Source organism: Vibrio sp. IB15 (genome assembly GCF_016406055.1).
Lineage (GTDB): Bacteria > Pseudomonadota > Gammaproteobacteria > Enterobacterales > Vibrionaceae > Vibrio > Vibrio chagasii.
The window spans coordinates 1-20,526 of the sequence record NZ_JAEFCE010000077.1 but is presented as its reverse complement, the minus strand read 5'-3'; the positions used below and the strand labels follow the sequence as shown (position 1 = coordinate 20,526).

At 43.2% G+C, this 20,526-nt stretch carries 18 protein-coding genes and 1 pseudogene; 11 read left to right on the top strand and 8 right to left on the bottom strand.

The annotated features are described in order from the left end of the window. The first annotated feature begins 199 nt into the window (after positions 1–199). Positions 200–1,072: an alpha/beta fold hydrolase gene (locus JC606_RS20760; protein WP_198779345.1), complete on the top strand. Its 873-nt coding sequence runs from the start codon at positions 200–202 to the stop codon at positions 1,070–1,072. A gap of 447 nt (positions 1,073–1,519) precedes the next feature. Here the strand turns inward: JC606_RS20760 and JC606_RS20755 are convergent, their stop codons facing one another. Next, positions 1,520–2,473, bottom strand: coding sequence for a hypothetical protein (locus tag JC606_RS20755; RefSeq protein ID WP_233090538.1), 954 nt, complete (start codon positions 2,471–2,473; stop codon positions 1,520–1,522). A 308-nt stretch (positions 2,474–2,781) separates the two neighbouring features. On the opposite strand from JC606_RS20755, the pseudogene JC606_RS20750 reads away from it, so the two are divergent. Then, positions 2,782–2,907: pseudogene (locus JC606_RS20750) on the top strand (alpha/beta fold hydrolase); the annotation flags it as partial. Between the two features lie 89 nt (positions 2,908–2,996). On the opposite strand, the gene JC606_RS20745 reads toward JC606_RS20750, so the two are convergent. The 3 genes from JC606_RS20745 to JC606_RS20735 all read right to left on the bottom strand — a co-directional run bounded on the left by JC606_RS20745 (position 2,997) and on the right by JC606_RS20735 (position 6,388). Beyond that, positions 2,997–3,629, bottom strand: coding sequence for a glutathione S-transferase family protein (locus JC606_RS20745; protein ID WP_198779344.1), 633 nt, complete (start codon positions 3,627–3,629; stop codon positions 2,997–2,999). A gap of 14 nt (positions 3,630–3,643) precedes the next feature. After that, on the bottom strand, positions 3,644–4,846 hold the full coding sequence (locus JC606_RS20740; protein ID WP_198779343.1) for a YbfB/YjiJ family MFS transporter: 1,203 nt from the start codon (positions 4,844–4,846) through the stop codon (positions 3,644–3,646). Positions 4,847–5,140: 294 nt separating this feature from the next. Continuing rightward, positions 5,141–6,388: an MFS transporter gene (locus JC606_RS20735; protein WP_198779342.1), complete on the bottom strand. Its 1,248-nt coding sequence runs from the start codon at positions 6,386–6,388 to the stop codon at positions 5,141–5,143. Positions 6,389–6,511: 123 nt separating this feature from the next. Between JC606_RS20735 and JC606_RS20730 the strand changes: the two genes are divergently transcribed. Continuing rightward, the gene (locus JC606_RS20730; protein ID WP_198779341.1) at positions 6,512–7,273 is read left to right on the top strand and encodes a helix-turn-helix domain-containing protein; all 762 of its coding nucleotides are present in this window, start codon (positions 6,512–6,514) and stop codon (positions 7,271–7,273) included. A gap of 223 nt (positions 7,274–7,496) precedes the next feature. Here JC606_RS20730 and JC606_RS20725 read toward each other — a convergent pair whose 3' ends face one another. Next, complete coding sequence (locus tag JC606_RS20725) at positions 7,497–7,922, bottom strand: GNAT family N-acetyltransferase (RefSeq protein ID WP_198779340.1); 426 nt, start codon at positions 7,920–7,922, stop codon at positions 7,497–7,499. Positions 7,923–8,244: 322 nt separating this feature from the next. Between JC606_RS20725 and idi the strand changes: the two genes are divergently transcribed. From idi to JC606_RS20690, 7 genes are all read left to right on the top strand, one after another. Then, entirely contained in the window at positions 8,245–8,796 is a 552-nt protein-coding gene (idi, locus tag JC606_RS20720) for an isopentenyl-diphosphate Delta-isomerase (protein WP_198779339.1), read from the top strand. 491 nt (positions 8,797–9,287) lie between these two features. Beyond that, the gene (locus JC606_RS20715) at positions 9,288–10,100 is read left to right on the top strand and encodes a bacteriorhodopsin-like (RefSeq protein ID WP_137408876.1); all 813 of its coding nucleotides are present in this window, start codon (positions 9,288–9,290) and stop codon (positions 10,098–10,100) included. A gap of 81 nt (positions 10,101–10,181) precedes the next feature. Beyond that, positions 10,182–11,054 (top strand): polyprenyl synthetase family protein, encoded by an 873-nt coding sequence (locus JC606_RS20710; RefSeq protein WP_137408877.1) that lies wholly within the window; start codon positions 10,182–10,184, stop codon positions 11,052–11,054. Next, the gene (crtI, locus tag JC606_RS20705) at positions 11,035–12,642 is read left to right on the top strand and encodes a phytoene desaturase family protein (protein WP_137408878.1); all 1,608 of its coding nucleotides are present in this window, start codon (positions 11,035–11,037) and stop codon (positions 12,640–12,642) included. The genes JC606_RS20710 and crtI overlap by 20 nt, the downstream gene beginning before the upstream one ends. Positions 12,643–12,644: 2 nt before the next feature. Further along, a complete protein-coding gene (locus JC606_RS20700; protein WP_198779338.1) occupies positions 12,645–13,565 on the top strand; it encodes a phytoene/squalene synthase family protein in 921 nt (306 codons plus the stop codon). Positions 13,566–13,626: 61 nt separating this feature from the next. Continuing rightward, positions 13,627–14,781 carry a lycopene cyclase family protein gene (locus JC606_RS20695; protein WP_233090540.1) on the top strand — a complete coding sequence of 385 codons (1,155 nt, stop codon included), beginning with the start codon at positions 13,627–13,629 and terminating at the stop codon, positions 14,779–14,781. Next, positions 14,766–15,668, top strand: coding sequence for a Brp/Blh family beta-carotene 15,15'-dioxygenase (locus JC606_RS20690; RefSeq protein ID WP_198779336.1), 903 nt, complete (start codon positions 14,766–14,768; stop codon positions 15,666–15,668). Before JC606_RS20695 ends, JC606_RS20690 begins: the two co-directional genes overlap by 16 nt. A gap of 65 nt (positions 15,669–15,733) precedes the next feature. On the opposite strand, the gene JC606_RS20685 is transcribed toward JC606_RS20690, so the two are convergent. The 3 genes from JC606_RS20685 to JC606_RS20675 form a co-directional block, all read right to left on the bottom strand. Next, a complete protein-coding gene (locus tag JC606_RS20685; protein ID WP_233090536.1) occupies positions 15,734–16,357 on the bottom strand; it encodes a hypothetical protein in 624 nt (207 codons plus the stop codon). 1,176 nt (positions 16,358–17,533) lie between these two features. Continuing rightward, positions 17,534–17,695 carry a hypothetical protein gene (locus tag JC606_RS20680; RefSeq protein WP_170222476.1) on the bottom strand — a complete coding sequence of 54 codons (162 nt, stop codon included), beginning with the start codon at positions 17,693–17,695 and terminating at the stop codon, positions 17,534–17,536. 268 nt (positions 17,696–17,963) lie between these two features. After that, on the bottom strand, positions 17,964–19,595 hold the full coding sequence (locus JC606_RS20675; protein WP_198779335.1) for a methyl-accepting chemotaxis protein: 1,632 nt from the start codon (positions 19,593–19,595) through the stop codon (positions 17,964–17,966). 186 nt (positions 19,596–19,781) lie between these two features. On the opposite strand from JC606_RS20675, the gene JC606_RS20670 reads away from it, so the two are divergent. Continuing rightward, complete coding sequence (locus tag JC606_RS20670; RefSeq protein ID WP_233090534.1) at positions 19,782–20,510, top strand: LysR family transcriptional regulator; 729 nt, start codon at positions 19,782–19,784, stop codon at positions 20,508–20,510. Positions 20,511–20,526: the final 16 nt, after the last annotated feature.

The window sequence follows — 20,526 nt, the reverse complement described above, 5'->3', positions numbered from 1 at the left end:
GCACGCTGGGTTCTAAGGGAGACGGCACTTGGTAACAAGTGTCGTCCACCCGACAGAAATGAGTTGGTTAAGTCACCAGCACGGGAGAGGCTTTTATTTAAATCACTATTGACCCGTCTACAACTTCACACTTTATAGTGCCTATATTGATTGAGAGGGGCGCTTTCTGTGTTCCCTCTAAAGTAAGTAGAGAGACACTATGAAACGTTTAATTCTAAACATCACATTCTTGGTATTCATGGCGCTTGGTAGCATGAATGCCATGGCTCACGATTCAATGGTTAAGTATGGTCTTGCGATATCTCACGATGGTGAGCAAATTGCGTATGGCAAAAGTGGGAGCGGGGATACGGCGCTGATCTTCATTCACGGTTGGAGCTTAGACAGCAGGCTTTGGCAAAACCAAGTGAGTGAGTTTTCAAAGCAGCACCAAGTGATCACTGTGGACTTAGCAGGGCATGGTAACTCGTCGTTCAACCGCGAAGAGTACACCATGATTGCGTTCGCTGAAGACATCAAAGCCGTAGTCGACAAAGAACAACTCGAATCTGTCATCTTAGTCGGCCATTCCATGGCAGGTGGTGTGATTGCAGAAGCCGCTAAACTGATGCCGAAAAGAGTGAAGGGCATTATTGGTGTCGATACATCGCAAAACGTCGCACTAGCGGTTTCACAAAGCGACTTAGATGCAATGACTAAACCGTTTGAAGCAGACTTCCAAGCGGGTATTACTATGTTCGTGAAAGACTCGCTACCAAAAGACGTAGAAGCAGATTTACTTTACTGGGTAACGCAAGACATGGCATCAGCACCGCCAACTATCGCGATAAACCAGTTCCGTCATTATTTAGGTCAATACGTGACAGGCGAAGCCCACCGTGTGTATGAGAGCGTGAACGTGCCAGTGATATTGGTTAACGCTCGCCTATGGCCAACGGATTCAGAAGCGAACAAGAAACACATTAAGGATTACAGTATTTACTACATTGAAGACTCAGGCCACTTCCCAATGCTAGAGCAACCTGAGCAGTTCAACGCAACGTTGATGAAAGCGGTGAAATCAGTGGAGTAGGGCGGTTGTAATTGTTCGATAGATAAAACTAAGGCCGCGCGTGTGCGAGGCCTTTTTTGTGTTCTATAGGGCAAACAAAACAAAGTGGCAGATACATGTCAGATTCGACTTACAATCCCCCTCCTAACCTCCCCTTGGTTTACATTTCCAATCTCTTGTTGATAGCGGAAAAGGGGAGGAACTGTATACCTATCGCTACGTGTGCTGAGATACATTGAGCGACAAAGAATGTTCTCCCCCTCGATCGTATATCTAAAGAGACCGGTGAACTCCATTTGAGGGGGAGCTAGAGGCGGAGGTTTTGGTTTAATAGAGCTGGTCAGACACTACCTTGATGAAAGCGGTCAAGTCAGTGAAGTAGGGTGGTTGTAATCATTCTATAGATAAAACTAAGGCCTCGCGTGTGCGAGGCCTTTTTGTTTTTTGGGGGACCTTAACCTGAAAAGGTTATATGGTCGCATCTGTCTTAAACAGTAATACCTTGTTATCCGAGTAGCGGTAAAGATATGGGTAAGGCGATGTATTCATTGCCTCTACATCGGCCTTGAATTTTTCAGGGTTAGTTTCATATGTTTTCTGTTTGGTTGAATCCATCCAGCCAAAATAAGGTACGTAGCGATAGAAGCGGCTTTGGTCTTCATATGTCGCCATCATTTCATCGGAAATAGAATACACAAGGTAACGTTTTGCCTTTGGCACGCCCTCAATGAAATCAATCTCACCCTCTACAATCTTCTTGAAGTAGTCTGGCCTACGTTTCGAAAGAAAGCAGTGGTCTAATTCATCTTCAACAAAAGTGGTATCAGGCGTAAATTCATCAGATTGTCTAAACTCGGCACATTCTGGTTTGGTAATATCCATTGCGCTGACACTTGTGTTTCGAACATTGAGAAAATCTTGCTCAAACTCAAAAATTTCCGCATTCGGATATTTTTGCTTCATCATTTGTTTTAAGTGATCCAAATCTTCGCGATAAATTGAGTCGTACGTGACATCATCGGCAATAGGTTCAATAGCAATATTGTGCTGACGTTTGAAGGCGTAAGGAATTTTATCTGTTGCTTGAGTGCCAAAAAAGAACGTTGCTATATTAAGGTTTGAGGCCAGATTGCCAATTAACATGGCTGCGGTTGCGGCGGTGCTGACCGTGTTTTTGATTGCTACTTTATCGTAGTAGTCCTTCGCCAGAACATCGACATTACCCAACTTAGTCGGTTCACGCTCTGTGTAAACATACATGATTTGCATTGCTTGGCTGTACTGCTCGTAATTGTCATGCTGATAAATATCGAGATCTGAAGCCTGTTCAGTGTTGTCTACCATTGCTTCTCTATCGTGTCTCACCGTACAACCAGAGAGTAATAATGCAGCCACTGATGCTGCGAGTATCGTTTTATTCATTTTCTAGAACCACTAACTATATAAATAAGGTAATTGTTTGATTTTTAACATTTGTTTTAGTTATTGAATGTTAAAGAATTCTATTAAAAATAGATACTTATCAAGCAGTATAAATGTGACTTGGTACGTTGTTATTGGAAACTGAACAATGTCTAAAGCGAATGCTATTGGATATACCATTGGAGAACTTACTACTTCTCAAGAGGGTTGCGGTAACTTCTTTATTTCGTGTGCTGCTTTGTATGTATCTGACCGAATGCGAAGCTTTTGATCTACTTGCTACAAAAAGGCGTAACACGGACTAATGAGCGAACAAGAAACACATCAAGGATTACAGGATTTACTGCATTGAAGACTCAGGCCACTTCCCAATGCTAGAACAACCAAAGCAGTTCAACGCAACCTTGATGAAAGCGGTGAAGTCAGTGAAGTAGGGTGGTTGTAATCACTCTATAGATAAAACCAAGGCCTCGCGATTGCGGAGCCTTGTTAGATTTGTTCAACATAACGCTGGTCAAAGTGATCAGGAATTTTTGTATTCGCAATAGTTAAGCTTTTTTGAAAGCGACTCTAGGCTAAGTGTTGCCAATGTGTCTTTAAAAGGCGAATTATGTAAGGCAGTCGTGAGGATGTCGCGCTCTTCTGCTGAAAGCAAATTAGCATGCCTGAATAAGACATAATCTAATGCGATATGTAGGTACAATGTTGAGAAGTCAGGTTTGAGCAAATCATCATTGCTTTTCAACTGCCCGATAAGTCCTTTAACGCTTCTTTCAATACCTTCCTTTCCCCTAATCGTTAGCTCGTTTTGCTCAGCTTCGAAGCGGCTCAATGCAGCGCATCGAAATGCTACTTCCATCAACGTTTTACTTACTCCCAATAATGACATGCGTTGAGTGTCGCTAGCCTTGGTCGCTGCTAGCTTTTCTGTTGGGTATGCTTGCATGAGGAACTCGCAGATCGTTAAGCTCTCGGTCAGTGCAACCCCATCACTGGTTTCTAGAACCGGAATGGTACTAAATGGATTAACTGCGACTAATGTGCTCGGTGTTTGCCACGGGTCGACCCATTCAAGAACCATTGGAGCATCACACAAATAGGCCGTTGCCAGCACTGCCCTGGAGAATGGCGAGGTGTCGTTTAAATACAGTTTCATGAGCGATTCCTTTGCTAAGAACTTGTTTGAGCAGTGTTTAATGTCTGCTGTTTGGTTGATGTAAATGCGATGCAGAGTATCGACAAAATCAGTGCACTCGCGCTGATCATAAATAACAGGTTATAACTGGTGAGTTGAGGGGCGTAGTGAGCCATAACGAAGCCGACGATTCCTTGCGATATAGCAAACGCCATTGTCATTGCTCCCCAAGATTTCGTATGGAGTTGTGTCCCAACGATTTCTAGGGTGTAGGTTGATACCAGTGTTACGGTGCCCGGCGTAAACATACCGACCAACAAAGATGAAGCAAAAAGTGCTGTTTCACTGTTGCTTAAGAGTGGAAGAGCAACCCCAGCAGCTTTGCAAGTAAACGCCGCTAATAGTGCTTTTTTAAGTCCAAACTTATCACCTAATATACCGGTTACTATTGGTCCAATCGCAGCACCTATACCAAAAACAGCCCAATAAAACCCACCGCTCGCAAAACTCATTTTTAGCTCTCGAACAATATAGTCGACCCAAAAAAGAGTATGAGGCAGATAGCCAATAGCGTTGAAGGTATAGGCTAACAGTACACAGCTAACACTGATACGCTCATTCTTAGATAAGGCATCAAACGTCGATGGACTTTTATCACAATGGTTTGGCGTAACCTCAAGAGACCAAGCGTTCCACGTTAGGACAGTTGCAACGAAAGCGATCGCTCCCATACCTAACCATGCACTCTCAACGCTTTGGTAGATAAGTAAAGGTATGATGGTTCCTGAAATCATCGCACCAATACCGATGCCTGAAAACACGACGCCACTGATTCTTGCTTTCATTTCTTGAGGGTGAAGGCTGGTGATCACAGGGGGAGCGAGTACCATGAGTATCGCACCGGATACACCAGCAATAGTTCTAAGTGTTAAAAACCATTCAAAGGGGGCAGACTTTAAGGCACAACCCAGATAACTAAAGCTACTTAGCAATAAAGAGACACGTATGAGTGTGCCTGTTGAATAATATCTTTGTAAAAAGCTCGAAGCAGGTGCTCCGAAAATATAGCCAAGCAGTGTTGCTGCGCCGAGTATGGAGGCATCTTCGCTTGAGAACCACCCACTTTGAATGAGCACAGGCATTAATGCTATGTAGGCAAAGCGGCCAATACCATTCCCAACTAGTGTTGCTGCGAGCCCAGCGAAGGTGCTGCGGTTTAATAGCTTTACGTGCTGCATATCTCATACCGTTGGTTTGCGTTAGTAACATTACGCTAACATTTAAGGCTGAGCTATCTAAGCTGAGTTTTTACTCTAATGCTTAAGGTTTGATGACAACTTACATTTTTTGTAAGTGTCAGATTGGTCATTTACATCTCCAATCTGTTGTTGATAGTGGGAAAGGGGAGGAACTGAATACCGATCGTTATGCGAGCTGATATACATTCAGCGACAAAGAATTTTCTCCCCCTCGATCGTATACCTCAAGAGAACGACTGACTTGATTGGAGGGGGAGCTAGAGGGGAGGTTGTTTATGCAGGTTTAGTTTTGACGGCTTCACGACAGCTTAGGAAATAAAGCGAAGAGACTAAGAGGACCGCGCCACATAATATCCAACTTGTGGATATACTGTAATGCTCGGAAATGACTCCAAAAGCTAAAGAAGCAAGCACTCCACCAGCGGTAACGGCGAAAGAGCTGATGGACAATATGGTTGAGCGCATCTCATTTGGAGTGCTGTCATTAAGTAATACCTGCTCAGAATTGTTGCCTATTGTGAAAAGAAAGAAAAACGTTAAATACAGTAGAGCAAAGCTCATGGTGTTATGGGTGTTCGCAAGTAAGATCAGCGACAGGCCGGCAAGTGCCCGGGTGACAAACATTAAAGCCTTGTGAGAACCGCCAAACACTTTGAGTAGTGGGACGGACACGATTGACGATAAAGCGGCCATCAAGAAGTACAGTGCCGATATGATGCCAAACAGGGTTAAGTCTTTGGAATGAATTCCCATTAGTTCAGATAGGTAGGGTTGCCAGAGATTTTCTACAGCGCTCATTGCTGCGCCAAAGATAAGTGTTGCCTGAATCACTAATCTTAACGTCCAATGGTTTAAAGAGAAAGTAAGCGCCTTGATACTGGTTTGTACCGCGGTGGTGACAGTGTTTTTGTGGTGTTCTTTGATGCTTCTCTGCTCATGAGGAAGTAATAGCCATGTTAGCCACAGCAGGGCAAGACTCGATACGCTGGCGGTGAAAACATTGATGTCATACTCGTCAAATGATTCAAAATATGAACTCATGATACTGTTAGGTAGAAATCCGCCGATAAGGGCTCCGCTCGCTAGCCCAGAAGTCACGCACACATTAACTTTTGCAATTGCAGTATGATACGAGCCTGCTCCAGCGCTATCATTAAACGCATCATAAAACCATGCATCGAGAGTACCTGAGTAAACGGCTCTAGAAGCTCCCAACATTAAGGCGCTAATTAAAATACTGAACAAGCCGTTTGCATAGAGTAGGTTTAGGCAGCCTAGTAGGGTGAGTATTAACGAGTACGAATATGTTTTTTTTCGTCCAATGGTGTCAGCAAGCCCACCAACTGGAATCTCTAATAGTGTTGTGCTTCCAATCCAAACAGCCATAACAATCCCAACTTGTGCTAGGTTGAGTCCCTTAGACTGAAAAATCAGAATGATGACAGGAATAAGCAGCCCGACTACTGTCCAGTGTAGGTATTGTTGTATGCCAAATCGCACAACTAACTCTTTTCGTTGCATCAATACGTTCCTTTGTTTGTTGAAAGTGGCATCATCCTTTATTGATACTTAGGTGCAACTTTTGATTTAAAAGGGTAGTATTGTGATGCTTTTGGTATCTCTATGTGAGGCGGTTTGAACGAAATGGACGAACAACTATCATTCGAAATTTGTAAGTTACTCAAAAGAGAGCTTAAAAGATGCAATATTTCATATCGTGCACTTGCGGCGGAACTGGATATATCCGAAATCAGTATTAAGAGGTTACTTAACAGTTCTCAACCACTGTCCATTCAGAGGCTAGTCGCGATAGCTAACCTCACGGATATGCCGCTATCAAAGCTTCTTGCTGAGGCAGAAGAAAACATTGCTTCTATTCCCGTTTTCTCTAAAGAACAAGATGACGCGTTTTTTGAGAATCCCGCTCTTTTCTCGTTCTGGTCAGAGTTAGCAGAAGACATTACCGTTCAATGTATTCAACAAAAGCACAAGCTAAACGATGCTTCAGTGCACCTGTATCTTCGACAATTAGAAAATCTCAGCCTTATCGAGATAGGTTCTAACAATAAGTACAAACTGCTCTTGCCCAAAGAAACCGCGTTTGTAAAAGGGGCGAGGTATCCCATTTATTTCAAATCTCAGGTGTTAAATGGTTTACAAGAACGCGTCATTAATTTGCCTGAATCTGATGATGATGCCTTTCTCACCAGCTTTAAAGCTGAGTTGACGAAAGATGAGTTTATCGAGATTAATAACATGTTAGATAACTGGCTGTTTAATAAGCTGCGAGAAAGACAAGCGTTTGATGGTCGAAGGTACGAAGAAGTGAAGCCTTATACATTTGGTTTTATGGGAGCTCAGGGGGAGTTCCATGGTCAGATGCCAGCAATAATGAATTTAGTCTAGCTAGATTTGTTGATGAAAGCGGTGAAGTCAGTGAAGTAGGGCGGTTGTAATTGTTTTATTGAAAAACTCAGGCCTCGCGTGTGCGGGGCCTATTCTTGATAAGGAGCAGGGTGCTAATTGTAAATGGTACAAAAGCGAGCCAACATACACCTCCCGACCTCCAAGGTGGACATACTATAAATCAAGGCAGTCAAGGCTAACTTATCCCTAATGGAGGCGAATTTTATAACTCTTTTACAAGGCAGTATGTGACATGGCCTTTGGGGTAATCGGGTAACTCACCAAAAACTTTATAGCCACGCTTCTCGTAAAAAGGCTTTGCTTGAAAACTGAGTGTTTCAGTTCGCATGTAACTGAAGCCTTGTTCTTTAGCAAAGGTTTCAGCGGCATCCATTAGTTTGTTTCCGACCCCCTGACCTCGATTCTCATCGGATAGCCATAGTAATTCAAGGATGCAATAGTTCCAGAAAGCACAAGCCCTAACTCCACCTAATACATTACCATTATCGTCTTTTGCAAAGGCCGCAAATCTTGTGTCTGGTTCAAATACCACAGCATCAGGTATGTGTTTTTGATTGAAGGATTGAATGCCCTTACTTATGGTTTCAAGGTCGTTTTTATTGGGATTAGTGGTTACTTCTATTCTCATTTTATATCCGTAATTTTTGAGCTACATCCCTATTATGCACATATAATCATCAAGAGTAATGATACCCCTCTATTCTGTAGGCGCTAGCAAGGTATAAGGGGAAAGAAATCCATCATCGCCTGTTTATTTTTAGGTGAGGTTTGGTCTGTCTGGTGGAAGGGAAGTAAAAATGTCTTATGTCGACACAGTTATTCAAACATAGAGCCTTGATGCTTGGCACATATCGCTTCTTTTAGCGCCGACTGATCTTTCTTGGCACAAATTGGCTATAACTAAATGTTGCGGGTACAGCCAAGGTTCGGTGAAGAGGTGGAGGAGCGAGATGATAGATGAAGTCATAATAGTGACGGAAGATGATATTGAAGTCGGTCACTGCGAAAAATTGAAAGCCCATATAGATGGGAAGTTGCATCGCGCTTTCTCATTGATGATCGCAAAAAAAACGGCCGAGGGATATGAGTTTTTGCTTCAAAAGCGAGCATGTGGAAAGTACCACAGTGGCGGCAAATGGAGTAACAGCTGCTGCTCTCACCCGCGTCCAGGTGAAGCCCTAGAAGATGCGGTTCAGCGTCGTGTTGGCGAGGAGCTAGGCATCAGCAAGCTATTACAACTTACCTCTTTCGGGTCATTCATCTATCAAGCCCAACTCGAAAACAACCTTACAGAGCATGAGCTCGACCACATCTTCTTGAGCTTTACCAATCAGCTGTTGTTAGCCCCAAACGCATCTGAAGTCAGCGAGGTTGAATGGTTTTCAATCGAGTCCATCCAGGAGAAGCTTCACCAACAGCCTGAAGCGTTTACGGTGTGGTTCCCCGACGTTTTTTATAAAGTGGTCGAGCACCTTAAGGTGGAGTCAGAGAGCGCTGACTAACGCCAATTTACAAATAAGATTTAACGCTGCTTATCATCATTACTGCCCTCGTTGGACTCAGTCTCTTTACGCACAATTTCTAGAGATTCATCCATTTTTAGGAAGTAAGCATGTCGGGTTTGCGTTGAAATAATGTGTGGTAGGGCGATAGCACACACTTGGAAAAGAGTTGTATTCAGAAAGTATTTACATTAGGAAAATGCAGATAGCTATTCGCATGAGAATATTAACCAGTTAATAACTCTAACTTGCCCATTGAGGCCACATAACCCTCTCGATCCTTTTAAATACATTATCAGTTTCCACTTAAACCGCTTTCATTTGCTTTCTCCACTCAATCTAAATCTCATTGTCAATAAATTTATGTTTCAAAAGTTTCTGGTTTGTTATTTTTGTGATCGTGTTTTAACATTTAATCGTAAGGTCTTGAGAAAAGCGAGGAATTCACGAGCAGTACTCGCGATAACCATAGCTAAAGTGAGATGAAAATTATGGAAATTAAACTACTATCAGCAAAGCTCGGCGTGCTGAAATCGACATCTTTCAAAACAAACGTAATCGCAGTAAGCATGTTCGCTGCATTTTTCTATTCAGGCAGTGCTAATGCCGCTGCAAACCTCAAACCAGATGACTTTGTAGGAATATCTTTTTGGTTAATCTCTATGGCGCTAATGGCGTCGACAGTGTTCTTCTTGTGGGAAACACAAGGGGTGACTGCAAAGTGGAAAACGTCATTGACAGTATCCGCTCTCGTGACTCTCATTGCCGCAGTACACTACTTCTACATGAGAGATGTGTGGGTTGCGACAGGAGAAACTCCAACCGTTTACCGATACATTGATTGGCTCCTTACAGTGCCACTTCTGATGATCGAATTTTATCTCATCCTTAGAGCAATCGGTGCAGCTTCTCCAGGCATTTTCTGGCGTTTGCTCATCGGTACGTTAGTAATGCTGATACCTGGTTTTCTGGGCGAGGCGGGTTATATCAACGTTACCATCGGGTTTGTAATAGGTATGCTTGGTTGGGCCTACATCTTGTATGAAATATTCTTCGGTGAGGCTGGTAAAGCAGCCACTAATCAAGCCAGTGACTCTGTAAGATTTGCTTACAATTTAATGCGCTGGATTGTCACTGTTGGTTGGGCAATTTATCCAATCGGCTATGTTCTAGGATACATGATGGGGGCGGTAGACGAAGCGTCTTTGAACTTGGTTTACAACCTCGCTGATGTAATCAACAAAATTGCTTTTGGTCTGCTTATTTGGTACGCAGCAACTTCTGAAAGCCAAAAGGAAGCTTAGCTGGTTAGAGAGCCGACCTTGTTCGGCTCTCTTTAACTTCGCAGAGTTACACTCACTCACATCAGTACATAGGTGGCACACATGAATAGTCCACTGAGATTGTCATTAGCAGATAAAACCAAAAGCGTGCAAAGACAGTGCGAGCGCTTCCTGAACACCCAAGTAGCCGGTCATCAACCTGCAGACTATCATTTGAAAACCGGTGGTAGCCGTACGAGAATGAATATTTGTATCGATGCTTCCCTCTCTTTGGGATTATCTGACAGCGATGCTGTTAGGCTCTCAGCATCGATAGAGTTGATGCACAACGCATCCCTAGTGCATGACGACATACAAGACCATGATCCAACGCGTCGAGGTATGGAAACGGTGTGGTCTAAATTTGGGCACAATGTTGCTATATGTACAGGCGACTACCTCATCACTAAGGCCTTTGGCTCACTCGCGTCGGTGTCTTGTTCTGGAGCTTTGCCATTGCTGCTGGAAGAGATGCAACAAGCCGTTAGCGAAACGATCTATGGCCAGCTTGAAGACTTAACCACAAAGGAGGTGAACTCAGCTAAGCAATATGAGCAGATTGCGGCGAAGAAAGCCGGTCCGCTACTTTATCTGCCGCTCGTTCTTCCACTCGTAGCGTCCAATGAGACCGTTTCAGTTTCGATAGCTAAGCGTTCTGCAACCAACTTTGCCGTCGCTTACCAGATACTCGATGATTTGTCCGACAGCGTGGATGATGGCTCCAAGTCCCGACCAAACTTGCTCAACTTTTACAAGCAACACAACGATCCATCTACGGCGTATAAGCTGACAGTCCAGCGCGCTCGTTATCTTCTGAAAAGTTGTGAAAGAGACTTTGGAAAACTCCCTAATGATTGCGCTGCAGGGTTTTTGAATAAAACGGTATATTTACTCGGCGAGCTTGAGAGGCATACGCATGAAAGCAGAAACCAATAAGCAGTCTACTCCAAGCGCTGTAGTTATCGGTGCGGGTTTCGGTGGAATCGCTTCAGCCCTAAGGCTAAGAGCCAAAGGCTATGAAGTTGCGATTATCGACAAAGGCGATCAACTGGGAGGCCGGGCTCGGGTGTTTCGTCGTGGTGGCTTCGTTTTTGACGCTGGACCTACAGTAATCACAGCTCCCTTTCTCATCGATGAACTTTTTCAGCTTTTTGGAGAGAAGACGCAAGATTATGTGACTATTGTTCCTGTCTATCCTTGGTACCGTTTTCACTACCATGATGGCTCTACGTTTGACTATGGCGGCTCATTGAACCAAATCCTAGCGGAAATCGAGTCTATTTCCCCCGAGGATGTGGACGGATATAAGCGGTTGCTAAGTACATCGAGAGACATTTTTGACATCGGTTTCACCAAGCTTGCCGACGAGCCTTTCGACAAACCAATCTCCATGATCAAGCAGATTCCAAACCTAGTTAAACTTGGATGCTACAAAACAGTCTGGCAACTTGTCTCTGATCACTTGCAACATGAAAAGTTGAGACAAGCTTTCTCGATACAACCTCTATTAGTGGGTGGCAACCCATTTGACACAACCAGTATTTACAACTTAATACACTTTTTGGAACAAAAGTGGGGAGTGCATTTCGCCATCGGTGGTATGGGTGCTCTCGTCAAAGCGCTTGAACAGTTAATGCGAAGTAAAGGCATAAAGATCCGTTTAGGCGAAGAGGTTGAAGGTGTCATCGCTGAGGAAAAGAAAGTGACAGCCGTTGATCTTAAGGGTGGCAAAAGGATCCGGTGCGACATCGTTGTTTCCAACGCGGATCCGGCATATCTCTATAAGAAGATGGTGCCAAGAGATCAACAACGCTGGTCAGCCAAGGTAAAAGCCAAATATTCGAAGTTTTCAATGGGTCTATATGTTCTCTATTTCGGTACGACTAAACGGTTTCCAAATATCGCGCATCACACCATATGGCTAGGAAAGCGTTATGAAAGCCTTCTTGACGATATATTTAATCGCCAAGTACTCGCGGATGACTTTTCTCTGTATGTCCACCGACCAACGGCGACTGACCCAAGTATGGCGCCGGAGGGCTGCGACAGCTTTTACGTATTGGCACCAGTGCCGAACTTACAGTCGGGCGTAGATTGGGAAAAAACCAAGAACCAATATGGCGACCAGATCATTGAGGCACTCAATAATAGTATGATGCCGGGGCTGTCAGATTGTATTGTTGAACGCTTCTGCATGACTCCGAAAGACTTTGAGTGTAACTATAATAGTGTCCATGGTGCGGGCTTCTCAATCGCTCCAACACTCACTCAGTCGGCCTATTTCCGTTTCCACAACCGTGGTGAAGGTCCGGAAAACCTATTTGTGGTTGGCGCGGGTAGCCACCCAGGTGCAGGGTTGCCCGGCGTACTTTGCTCGGCAAAAGTGTTGGATAAAATAGTTCCCTCGGTCGAACCGATGAATGCTAGCGACTCTAACATCATTTGGTTAAAGAGCGATGACCAGCTAACACAGGATATTGCCTCTCCAAGCACTAAAGGGGCTGACCAGGGAAGTGGAGGTTAATTATGAAAAATCCAGCGCTCCTTAGCTTGGCAACTCATGGTAAGACATTCAAATTCGCAAGTCTTCTACTTAGCAAGGCACAGGTAGATCAGGCAGCGAGGCTCTATCAGTTCTGCCGTTGGGTTGACGATATAGCAGATGAAACACAGGACAAAAGCTTTGCGAAAGAGATGCTAGACAACGTGAAGCAACAAATCATTACCGGCAAACCACGTCATAAGATAACCGAAGATTTCCTAATATTGTCCGGTGAATTAGGTATACCCATCAACCATGCTCTGACCCTCATTGATGGTGTTTCTAGTGATTTGAATGAGGTTGCCTTTGTTACTGAAGATGAGCTCATTGAATACGCCTATAAAGTCGCTGGGGTTGTAGGGCTGATGATGTGTCCGATTCTCGATGCTAAGCCGCAAGGTACTGCGCATGCAATCGATCTTGGAATCGCTATGCAACTAACGAATATAGCGAGAGATGTGATGGAAGACGCTCAACTCGGGAGAAGGTACTTGCCTCTTGAATGGTGTGGAGTCAGTACACATCAAATCGTCGAGGACTCAGACACAACGGTTCGGCCACAGGTTATGCAAGCGATCAGACGTACACTCGCGCTGGCAGAGTGCTATTACCAAAGTGCGCGTCAAGGGTATCGTTACCTGCCACCGCAAAGCCGCAGAGCAATTGTTGTTGCAGAAGCTGTTTACCGAGAGATAGGAGTAAAACTTGAGCGGCAAGGTCTAAGGTATTGGCAAGGAAGAACCACAATTACGCTCGGGGGTAAATTTTGGTTAGCGTCTTCCAGTTTAATCTCTGTCAAAGTACGCGAGAAAGCACCTCACAATCACGACTTGCACAAACCGTTGAGCAAGATAGTCGGTTTTGACAGGCTTGGGCGTAAATCAAATGGTCTTCCACACCAATAACCGGCCAGTTGTGCCGTGTTCGTCAACAACCCCCCAGTCGGAATATAAAGCTGATCTCGTGATGGTTGGGGTAGGACTCTCCTCTTGCTCGTTAGTGCTTGCTCTGATTGAAGCCGGATATTCGGGCGAAATAGTTATGCTTGAGCAAGCCGATGTCGTGAATACTAATAAAACATGGTGTTATTGGAGTGACAAGCATATGCCCCGTTATCTATCTCCTCTTGTGAGTAAGCGGTGGCGTCACTGGCGTGTTGCAGAGACAAAGCAATCTGTTTCTAACAACGAACATGGCTACCATTGCATTAAAGCGGCAGATTTTTTTGATTACTGCTTTGAACGTTTTGCCAATCACGGAAAAGTCACCATGCTTTTCAATAAAGCGGTGGATGATATTGTTGTGGGTACCAGCACGGTCACGGTCCGTTCCGATGATTTCAGCATCACCGCAATACATGGTTTCGACAGTCGTCCTCCATCGCTAACCAATGTTGGTAGAGGTAGCTTGCTTCAGTGTTTCACCGGCGCTTGGGTAGAGAGTACAAAGCCCATATTTTGCCCTCAAACTGCTCATTTAATGGCGGATATAAAAACCGTAGGTGATGCCATTGAGTTTATTTACATTCTTCCTTTGAGTCGGAGAGAGGCGTTGATTGAAGTAACGCAATTCTCCCCGAAAGCCAAATCATTAAAACATCTCAAACGAATGACGCTCGAGGTGCTAGATACTTTTGGCTTGGGTAGCGAAGATGTGACTGGTTGGGAGGGAGGGATCTTGCCGATGACAACCCATATCGACCCAACTATTGTCGATGAAAAAGGTAGTAACACGATCAACCAATGGCGAAACATAGGTATTAGAGGCAACTGCATTAGAGCGGCTACTGGGTACGCTTTCTCTCGAATTCAACAAGATAGCCAACGCATAGCTCGTCAAATTACAGGGCAAAAAATTGCAACTTACGAAGAAAAGACAATATCGTTGAACGCTGGGCTATACACTTGGTTAGATTCTATCTTCCTAATGGCTCTTACTCAGCGTCCTGAATTGGCACCTGAGGTATTCAAAAGAATGGCGAGGGGAACAACGGGTGAGCAGTTTGCGAGGTTCATGACTGAGCGAGCTTCGGCGCTTGACCTTCTCAAGGTTATTGGCTCAATGCCTAAACGAGCCTTTGTTCGCGCAGCTTGGGAGACAATGATATGGAATCGACGTTGAATCATCCCCAATCTCGGCTTTGGCCATTGTTTTGTGTTTATGCTGCCACTTTGGCATTCCTTAGTTTATGGACATCTCACGGAGACACGGCAGTGCTGGTGCTGATTGCGGTTTTTGGTATACCACACGGGGCCTTAGACGTACTCATGATGATGCGCCTTTCAAAAAATCTTAATGGTCGTGATGGCGTAAATGGACGAGTTCGACTTGGTCTGTATGCGTTGGCCTACTTGGTGGCCGTTATTATCTGTTTGTTTTTATGGATGAAGATACCAACGTTGTGTTTGGTTCTACTGCTGATTCTCGCCGCTGGACATTTTGGGGAAGACTGGTCTCCAATTGCTCGAAAAAGCAGAGTTTTTTTAGGGGTTGTAGTCGTGACACTACCTGCCATTTTCCACCCTAATGCCCTGAGCAGTTACTTCGTTGTTCTGGGGGTAAGTGAGTATCAAGCAAGCAACGTGGTAACTATGATGGCTTTGGCATGTCTTCTATCGTGCATAGTGCTGATTACTCAGTTTACTAACCACTCGATGGAATTTATTCTTTGGGTAATAAGCCTTTTCATTGCCGCTGCGCTCTTACCAGCTCTCCAATATTTTTGCCTATATTTCTGTGCGTTGCATGCGCCGCTTCATACTCTAGACGTCAAACAGACTAACCGATTGTCATGGAACCAAGTATTTAAAGCGGCGTTATTGCCGACTGTTGGGACGGCACTCATTATGATTGCTTTTTTCAACTGGCTTCCAGATAAAGGATTGTCTGCTCAACTTCTTAATACGGTTTTTATCACTTTGTTTGCGCTGACCGTACCTCACCTTTTTCTCACCCGAGTTTACAATGGACGTGTACGAACGCAAGAAATGATAGAACCAAACAAATAGTAATGAGAAGGCATATCACTCTGCTGAGCCCAGTTTAGTATTATAGGCAGGTACTTCACGATCGCTTAGTCGTTTCTAGTCATATTCGGCATTTGCCCTAGCATCCCATCTTCGCCGAAATGAAATGTTTCAAGTTGGGCTCTGGGTGTAGAGTTCGACTTTATTGAGCTGGTATGGAGTGCTTCATCTTTTGTGCTAGCGGCGTAAAGCTGCCCAGAAAAAGGAATGCTGGTGTCGTAATTTTCAAACCATACTGCCATTGCTTCCGTTAGCAAATTATCAGATTTGTCGACATGCGCTAAATAAGACCTGTGGTTGGCAAATATTCTTAGGTCATGGACTAAATTGGGCGTGTTGTCATCCTGGAAGACCGCAGCCATCAAAAAGCCTGGAATCTTCTGACGCCATATGTCACAGACGGTCTCGAATGACATACCTAAACTTTGTATTTGACCAGGTTTTACATAACGCTTCGTAAATCCAAATAGCGGAGGCCCTTCTTCTCCACCGCCATCAGACTTCATGAAGCCAGCAAGATTGCTTTTAAATTCGTACTTTATACCCGAAGCTGATTTCGTGCGGATTTTTGTTTCTTCGTTCCATCCGCCAAACACGGTTAACGTATCTGGTTTTTTAGACGAATAATCATAGGCATCCCATACAGGCTCTTTTTCAGTAGATCGAGACAAGTAATCGTTAAACGCATCGGCACTTCGGACCCATAAAATATGCCAATATGTCAGAGGATCTTCCGTATCAGGAAAGGCAAAGATAGCCTTGATGTCAGGGTTTTCTTCGTAAGCTGACTTCGAATGCGTTTGGTACGCCTGCTTAAATTCAGCCAGTTTCTCTTTTTTGATATGACGCTTTCCATAAACAAGAATCGGGGTTACGTGTGCCGAGCCAGAGGGAACAACAGTTTTTTCAAATAGGGGTAAAACGGGGTTTGCTTGTTCGTTATCATCTTTTTTTTTTGCATGTCTTCTCCTAACTGAATGTTCATTTCTATTCTTGATAGTTAAAGTTTAGTTTTGATTCTTTTAGCACGAGCATCTTTTATCTTAGGTTTGATAAAAACTATGCTGCTTTACGTTCTAAGGACACCTTATACACTGTTATCTCTTGTCTGTTCTGATGCCAACAGACCATCCCTGGTTTTGTGGTACGAAGCGTAATAAGTTGCTGGGTGATTTCTCGTTGTCTCTTCATATTTTTCTTCAGTTAATTCTGAGTGAAATACAAAGCCTAGATACAAAAAAACCTCTGGCGATGAATCACTCAGAGGTCTTTTATTGACGCAAAAAACTACCTCCTGAGTGGCCTCATGGTGGTAGTGGTGGTTTTTGCGTTTAGGTAAATTTTGTTCATGGAGATAATTATTAACACCTTGTAGCAACCCGCACAAGGTAAATTAAGATTCCACTAAATAATGCTCGTGATCATCGTAACAGTATATTCAGCGAGAAATAGTTCCGACTTCCTATCGTGAGGATTTCTCAAGAGCTCACCAAACTTCATTCGAGATAGAGATATAGGGAGGTCTGTTTGGCGCATTTTGACTAGCCTTCAGGGAATATTAACGGTAAGTACGTAATGACAACAACGCATTGAGCCCGCTGATATGTTGAAGAAAGCAGTAAAATCATTGGAGTAGGGCTGTCTATTTGTTTAACAAACCAAAGGACTCCTGATACAGAGCCTTCGGTTAATGAGAAGTTTAAGCTTTTACTCTGGATTGAACAAAAGCCGTTTTCGAAAAGTTAAACATAAGCGAGCAATTAATAAAAATCGTGATGGGAGGCCACTTATTATTGTGCTCAGTATTTACGAGTAAAGATAGATGGAGAATGTCACACAAGAGCAGATTAACTTAAGGGTTTAGTATCACTTAATTCTAATAATAAATATTTGCCCACTATTTGAGGAGATTGTTTATGTTGGTGTTCATCTGTCAGTTTACAGTCGCACAAATCATTAAATTCAGCGAAAGAAACTGGTGGACCTAATATATCCGAGTTCTCATCCATCTTCACGCTCCTTTAAAAAGTTTCAATGCGTGACCAATACACAGATACTAAAAGCGGACTGCACGGTAAAAGCCTGAGATGGTAGGCTTTCACAATAAATGCTTTTGGCTATTTTCTCATGCTATCGCTAATATCACATCTGTAAGTTTAATGTGAGTATTGTTGCCTATTGAGTGTAGGCTAAACTTTTACTGTTATCCTAACTTTTAGGGTAAATATGCTTTCAATCTAGCATGTATAATCCACGAGAGACGTTAGGAGATGAATGTCAGCACTTTATGATTTTAAAGAAAGCAAGTTCGTTGTTTTGTTTTTTTGCAAAAGTAACAAGTTCATCAGTGGCAGACTGACACTGCTGCACGGCATTTGCATTTTCATTGACGAGGTCGCGTGCTTTGATCGTAGTGACTGCAATACTTTCTGTAACAGAAAACTGTTGATGAGAAGCTGTAGCAACTAATGCATTCATATCTGAAATTGTTTTAACTGACGCATCAATGTCTTTAAATGCAGCCATCACTTTTTCCGATATATCAACCGATGCTCTTATCGACTCTACATCTGATACGATATTGTCGTTCGCCTGCTTTGATTGGTTTTGCAAGCGCGTGATGATCTCTTGAATGCTGCGTGTAGATTCTTGTGTCTTACCCGCTAAACTTCGAACTTCATCTGCGACCACCGCGAAACCACGACCTTGCTCTCCCGCTCTAGCTGCTTCAATTGCAGCATTCAGCGCCAATAAGTTTGTTTGTTCTGATATAGAACTAATAATATTCGTCACTTCACTTATGTTTATTGCACTATTCATTAGATCTTCAATCAACTCCGCCGTCACTTGAATAGATCCGCTCATTCGCGAAGTAAGTTCTGTTGATTCTTGCAGTAAGTGACTCCCACTTTCGACACTCGACAAAGCCATTCTCGTTTGTTCTTCTGCTTGAGTCGCATTTGAGGAGACTTCACTAGCGGTACTAGATAGTTGGCTGATAGCTGTAGAAATTTCGTCAACCTGAGCTAATTCAGTCTGAGCATTCTTCGCTGTACTCTCCATTACTGTTGATAGCTTACCGGTTGCTAAATTAGATTGTTCTGAAGACAACGTCAGTTCATTAATTAATGAGGTCAATTGCGCCATTGAACGGTTAAAACACTGTCTAATTTTGTAAAACTCATTCTTGGAGGGTTCAGCATTTATTAGCTTAATCTCACCTTTAGCAAAGCAATCTATGGCTACTGAGATATCGTCAACATTTTTTAGAATTGTTTTGCTGGCAAGAAAAAGAATAAGTGCTGAGATAAGCCAACTGATGCCTAAAGTGATTAAAGTCCATCGCTCAAGATTTTCCAATGATACCCTCTGATCAATGGCGCGCTGAATAAGCAATGCCTCCTCTCTTCCAGATGCTTCATCAAGTATCCTTCTTATCTTGTCAACATACGCTTTTCCTGTCGCTTTGTTCACAAATTCAGAAGCTGCTTGGTGCGAGCCAATTTCCCTAATCGCGATACCAGCATCCAAGACTTCACTTTGCCAATTGTTCACCTCGGCATGAACCGAGTTAAAAGCTATCGTTTGGGTGTTGTTGTCTTTAGTGAGTTCAATCAATCCCTTAAGAGCCACATGAATTTTCTTTTTACCTTGGTAATAGGGTGCAAGGAAACTCTTGTTCCCCGTAATCATATAACCCCTGTATCCAGTTTCCATATTAACAACTTGCTCGACTGCTTTATCGACCTCAAGCATCACTCGATATGTATGATTAACCCAATGACTATTTTCACGGATAATTTTATTGGAAGAACTAATAACCAAAAACATTGTTAGGCATGACAATGATATTGCTGACATTATAATAATAAATAACCATTTTGTAGGTGTGTTTTCTAACCTTGACATATAAAATCCATTTTATGACGTTGACTGATTTGAGGTTTAGTATATGAAACAATACACCATGCGCTTGTTATACCCTAGACACATTATTAAATAGCAGTCATTCAAAAATGGTATAGATTAAACCACTTTACTAATGTGGTTAATGGTGGGAGAATTCATTTAAAATTAGAACTATCAGTAATAATCATGGATATAGAATCTTTAAAGATGTTTGCAGTTTTAGCCGAACACTTAAACTTTACCGAAGCTGCAAGCACATTAGAAACAAGCCAGCCTACCTTAAGTCGGAAAATTAGAAATTTAGAAAAAAAACTCAATGTGACATTGGTTCATCGAATCGGAAATAAGATTAGCCTCACACCGCATGGTGAAAATTTTTTGGAGTCCACATTAGATATTTTAAGCTTAGTCGAATACAGCGTCGAAAAGCTCCAAGTCCAAAAACAAGGTATAAACGGTCGGTTACGTATAGGGAGTTTATCTTCCATGTCGAGATTTTTAGTGCAAAACTTTCTACCTACATTCCACCAAAAATTTCCCAACATTGATATCCATTGGCGTACCTTATCTGTCGATAACTTAAAAGTGATGGATAATATAGACTTGGTTATTTCTCCCATAGAACCTAATGACGACAGGATTGTTTGTCGTAAGTTATCTCAGTTCCAGCGCGCTTGTTACGCTTCACCTAAATACCTCAACGAAGCGAGTATGCCGACATCCGTTGATGAACTGAAACAACACCAGTGTATTACCCAGGTGAACAGGGTAGGAGTCGAACGCTATTGGAAATTGGAAAACTCAGATGGAGAAAGACGCGAGGTTAGTGTGGAAGGACAAATGACAACAGATTCCATCGACATTGCAACTTCTATGGGAGCCTGTAATTTAAATTGTGTATCTGCTTATAATTAAGCCAGTCATGGCTAAG

Excerpts from the sequence above, each read along its gene's own strand:
- JC606_RS20760 (WP_198779345.1), top strand. The coding sequence starts at position 200 with ATGAAACGTTTAATTCTAAACATCACATTCTTGGTATTCATGGCGCTT.
- JC606_RS20755 (WP_233090538.1), bottom strand. The coding sequence starts at position 2,473 with ATGAATAAAACGATACTCGCAGCATCAGTGGCTGCATTATTACTCTCT.
- JC606_RS20745 (WP_198779344.1), bottom strand. The coding sequence starts at position 3,629 with ATGAAACTGTATTTAAACGACACCTCGCCATTCTCCAGGGCAGTGCTG.
- JC606_RS20740 (WP_198779343.1), bottom strand. The coding sequence starts at position 4,846 with ATGCAGCACGTAAAGCTATTAAACCGCAGCACCTTCGCTGGGCTCGCA.
- JC606_RS20735 (WP_198779342.1), bottom strand. The coding sequence starts at position 6,388 with ATGCAACGAAAAGAGTTAGTTGTGCGATTTGGCATACAACAATACCTA.
- JC606_RS20730 (WP_198779341.1), top strand. The coding sequence starts at position 6,512 with ATGGACGAACAACTATCATTCGAAATTTGTAAGTTACTCAAAAGAGAG.
- JC606_RS20725 (WP_198779340.1), bottom strand. The coding sequence starts at position 7,922 with ATGAGAATAGAAGTAACCACTAATCCCAATAAAAACGACCTTGAAACC.
- idi (WP_198779339.1), top strand. The coding sequence starts at position 8,245 with ATGATAGATGAAGTCATAATAGTGACGGAAGATGATATTGAAGTCGGT.
- JC606_RS20715 (WP_137408876.1), top strand. The coding sequence starts at position 9,288 with ATGGAAATTAAACTACTATCAGCAAAGCTCGGCGTGCTGAAATCGACA.
- JC606_RS20710 (WP_137408877.1), top strand. The coding sequence starts at position 10,182 with ATGAATAGTCCACTGAGATTGTCATTAGCAGATAAAACCAAAAGCGTG.
- crtI (WP_137408878.1), top strand. The coding sequence starts at position 11,035 with ATGAAAGCAGAAACCAATAAGCAGTCTACTCCAAGCGCTGTAGTTATC.
- JC606_RS20700 (WP_198779338.1), top strand. The coding sequence starts at position 12,645 with ATGAAAAATCCAGCGCTCCTTAGCTTGGCAACTCATGGTAAGACATTC.
- JC606_RS20695 (WP_233090540.1), top strand. The coding sequence starts at position 13,627 with ATGGTTGGGGTAGGACTCTCCTCTTGCTCGTTAGTGCTTGCTCTGATT.
- JC606_RS20690 (WP_198779336.1), top strand. The coding sequence starts at position 14,766 with ATGGAATCGACGTTGAATCATCCCCAATCTCGGCTTTGGCCATTGTTT.
- JC606_RS20680 (WP_170222476.1), bottom strand. The coding sequence starts at position 17,695 with ATGGATGAGAACTCGGATATATTAGGTCCACCAGTTTCTTTCGCTGAA.
- JC606_RS20675 (WP_198779335.1), bottom strand. The coding sequence starts at position 19,595 with ATGTCAAGGTTAGAAAACACACCTACAAAATGGTTATTTATTATTATA.
- JC606_RS20670 (WP_233090534.1), top strand. The coding sequence starts at position 19,782 with ATGGATATAGAATCTTTAAAGATGTTTGCAGTTTTAGCCGAACACTTA.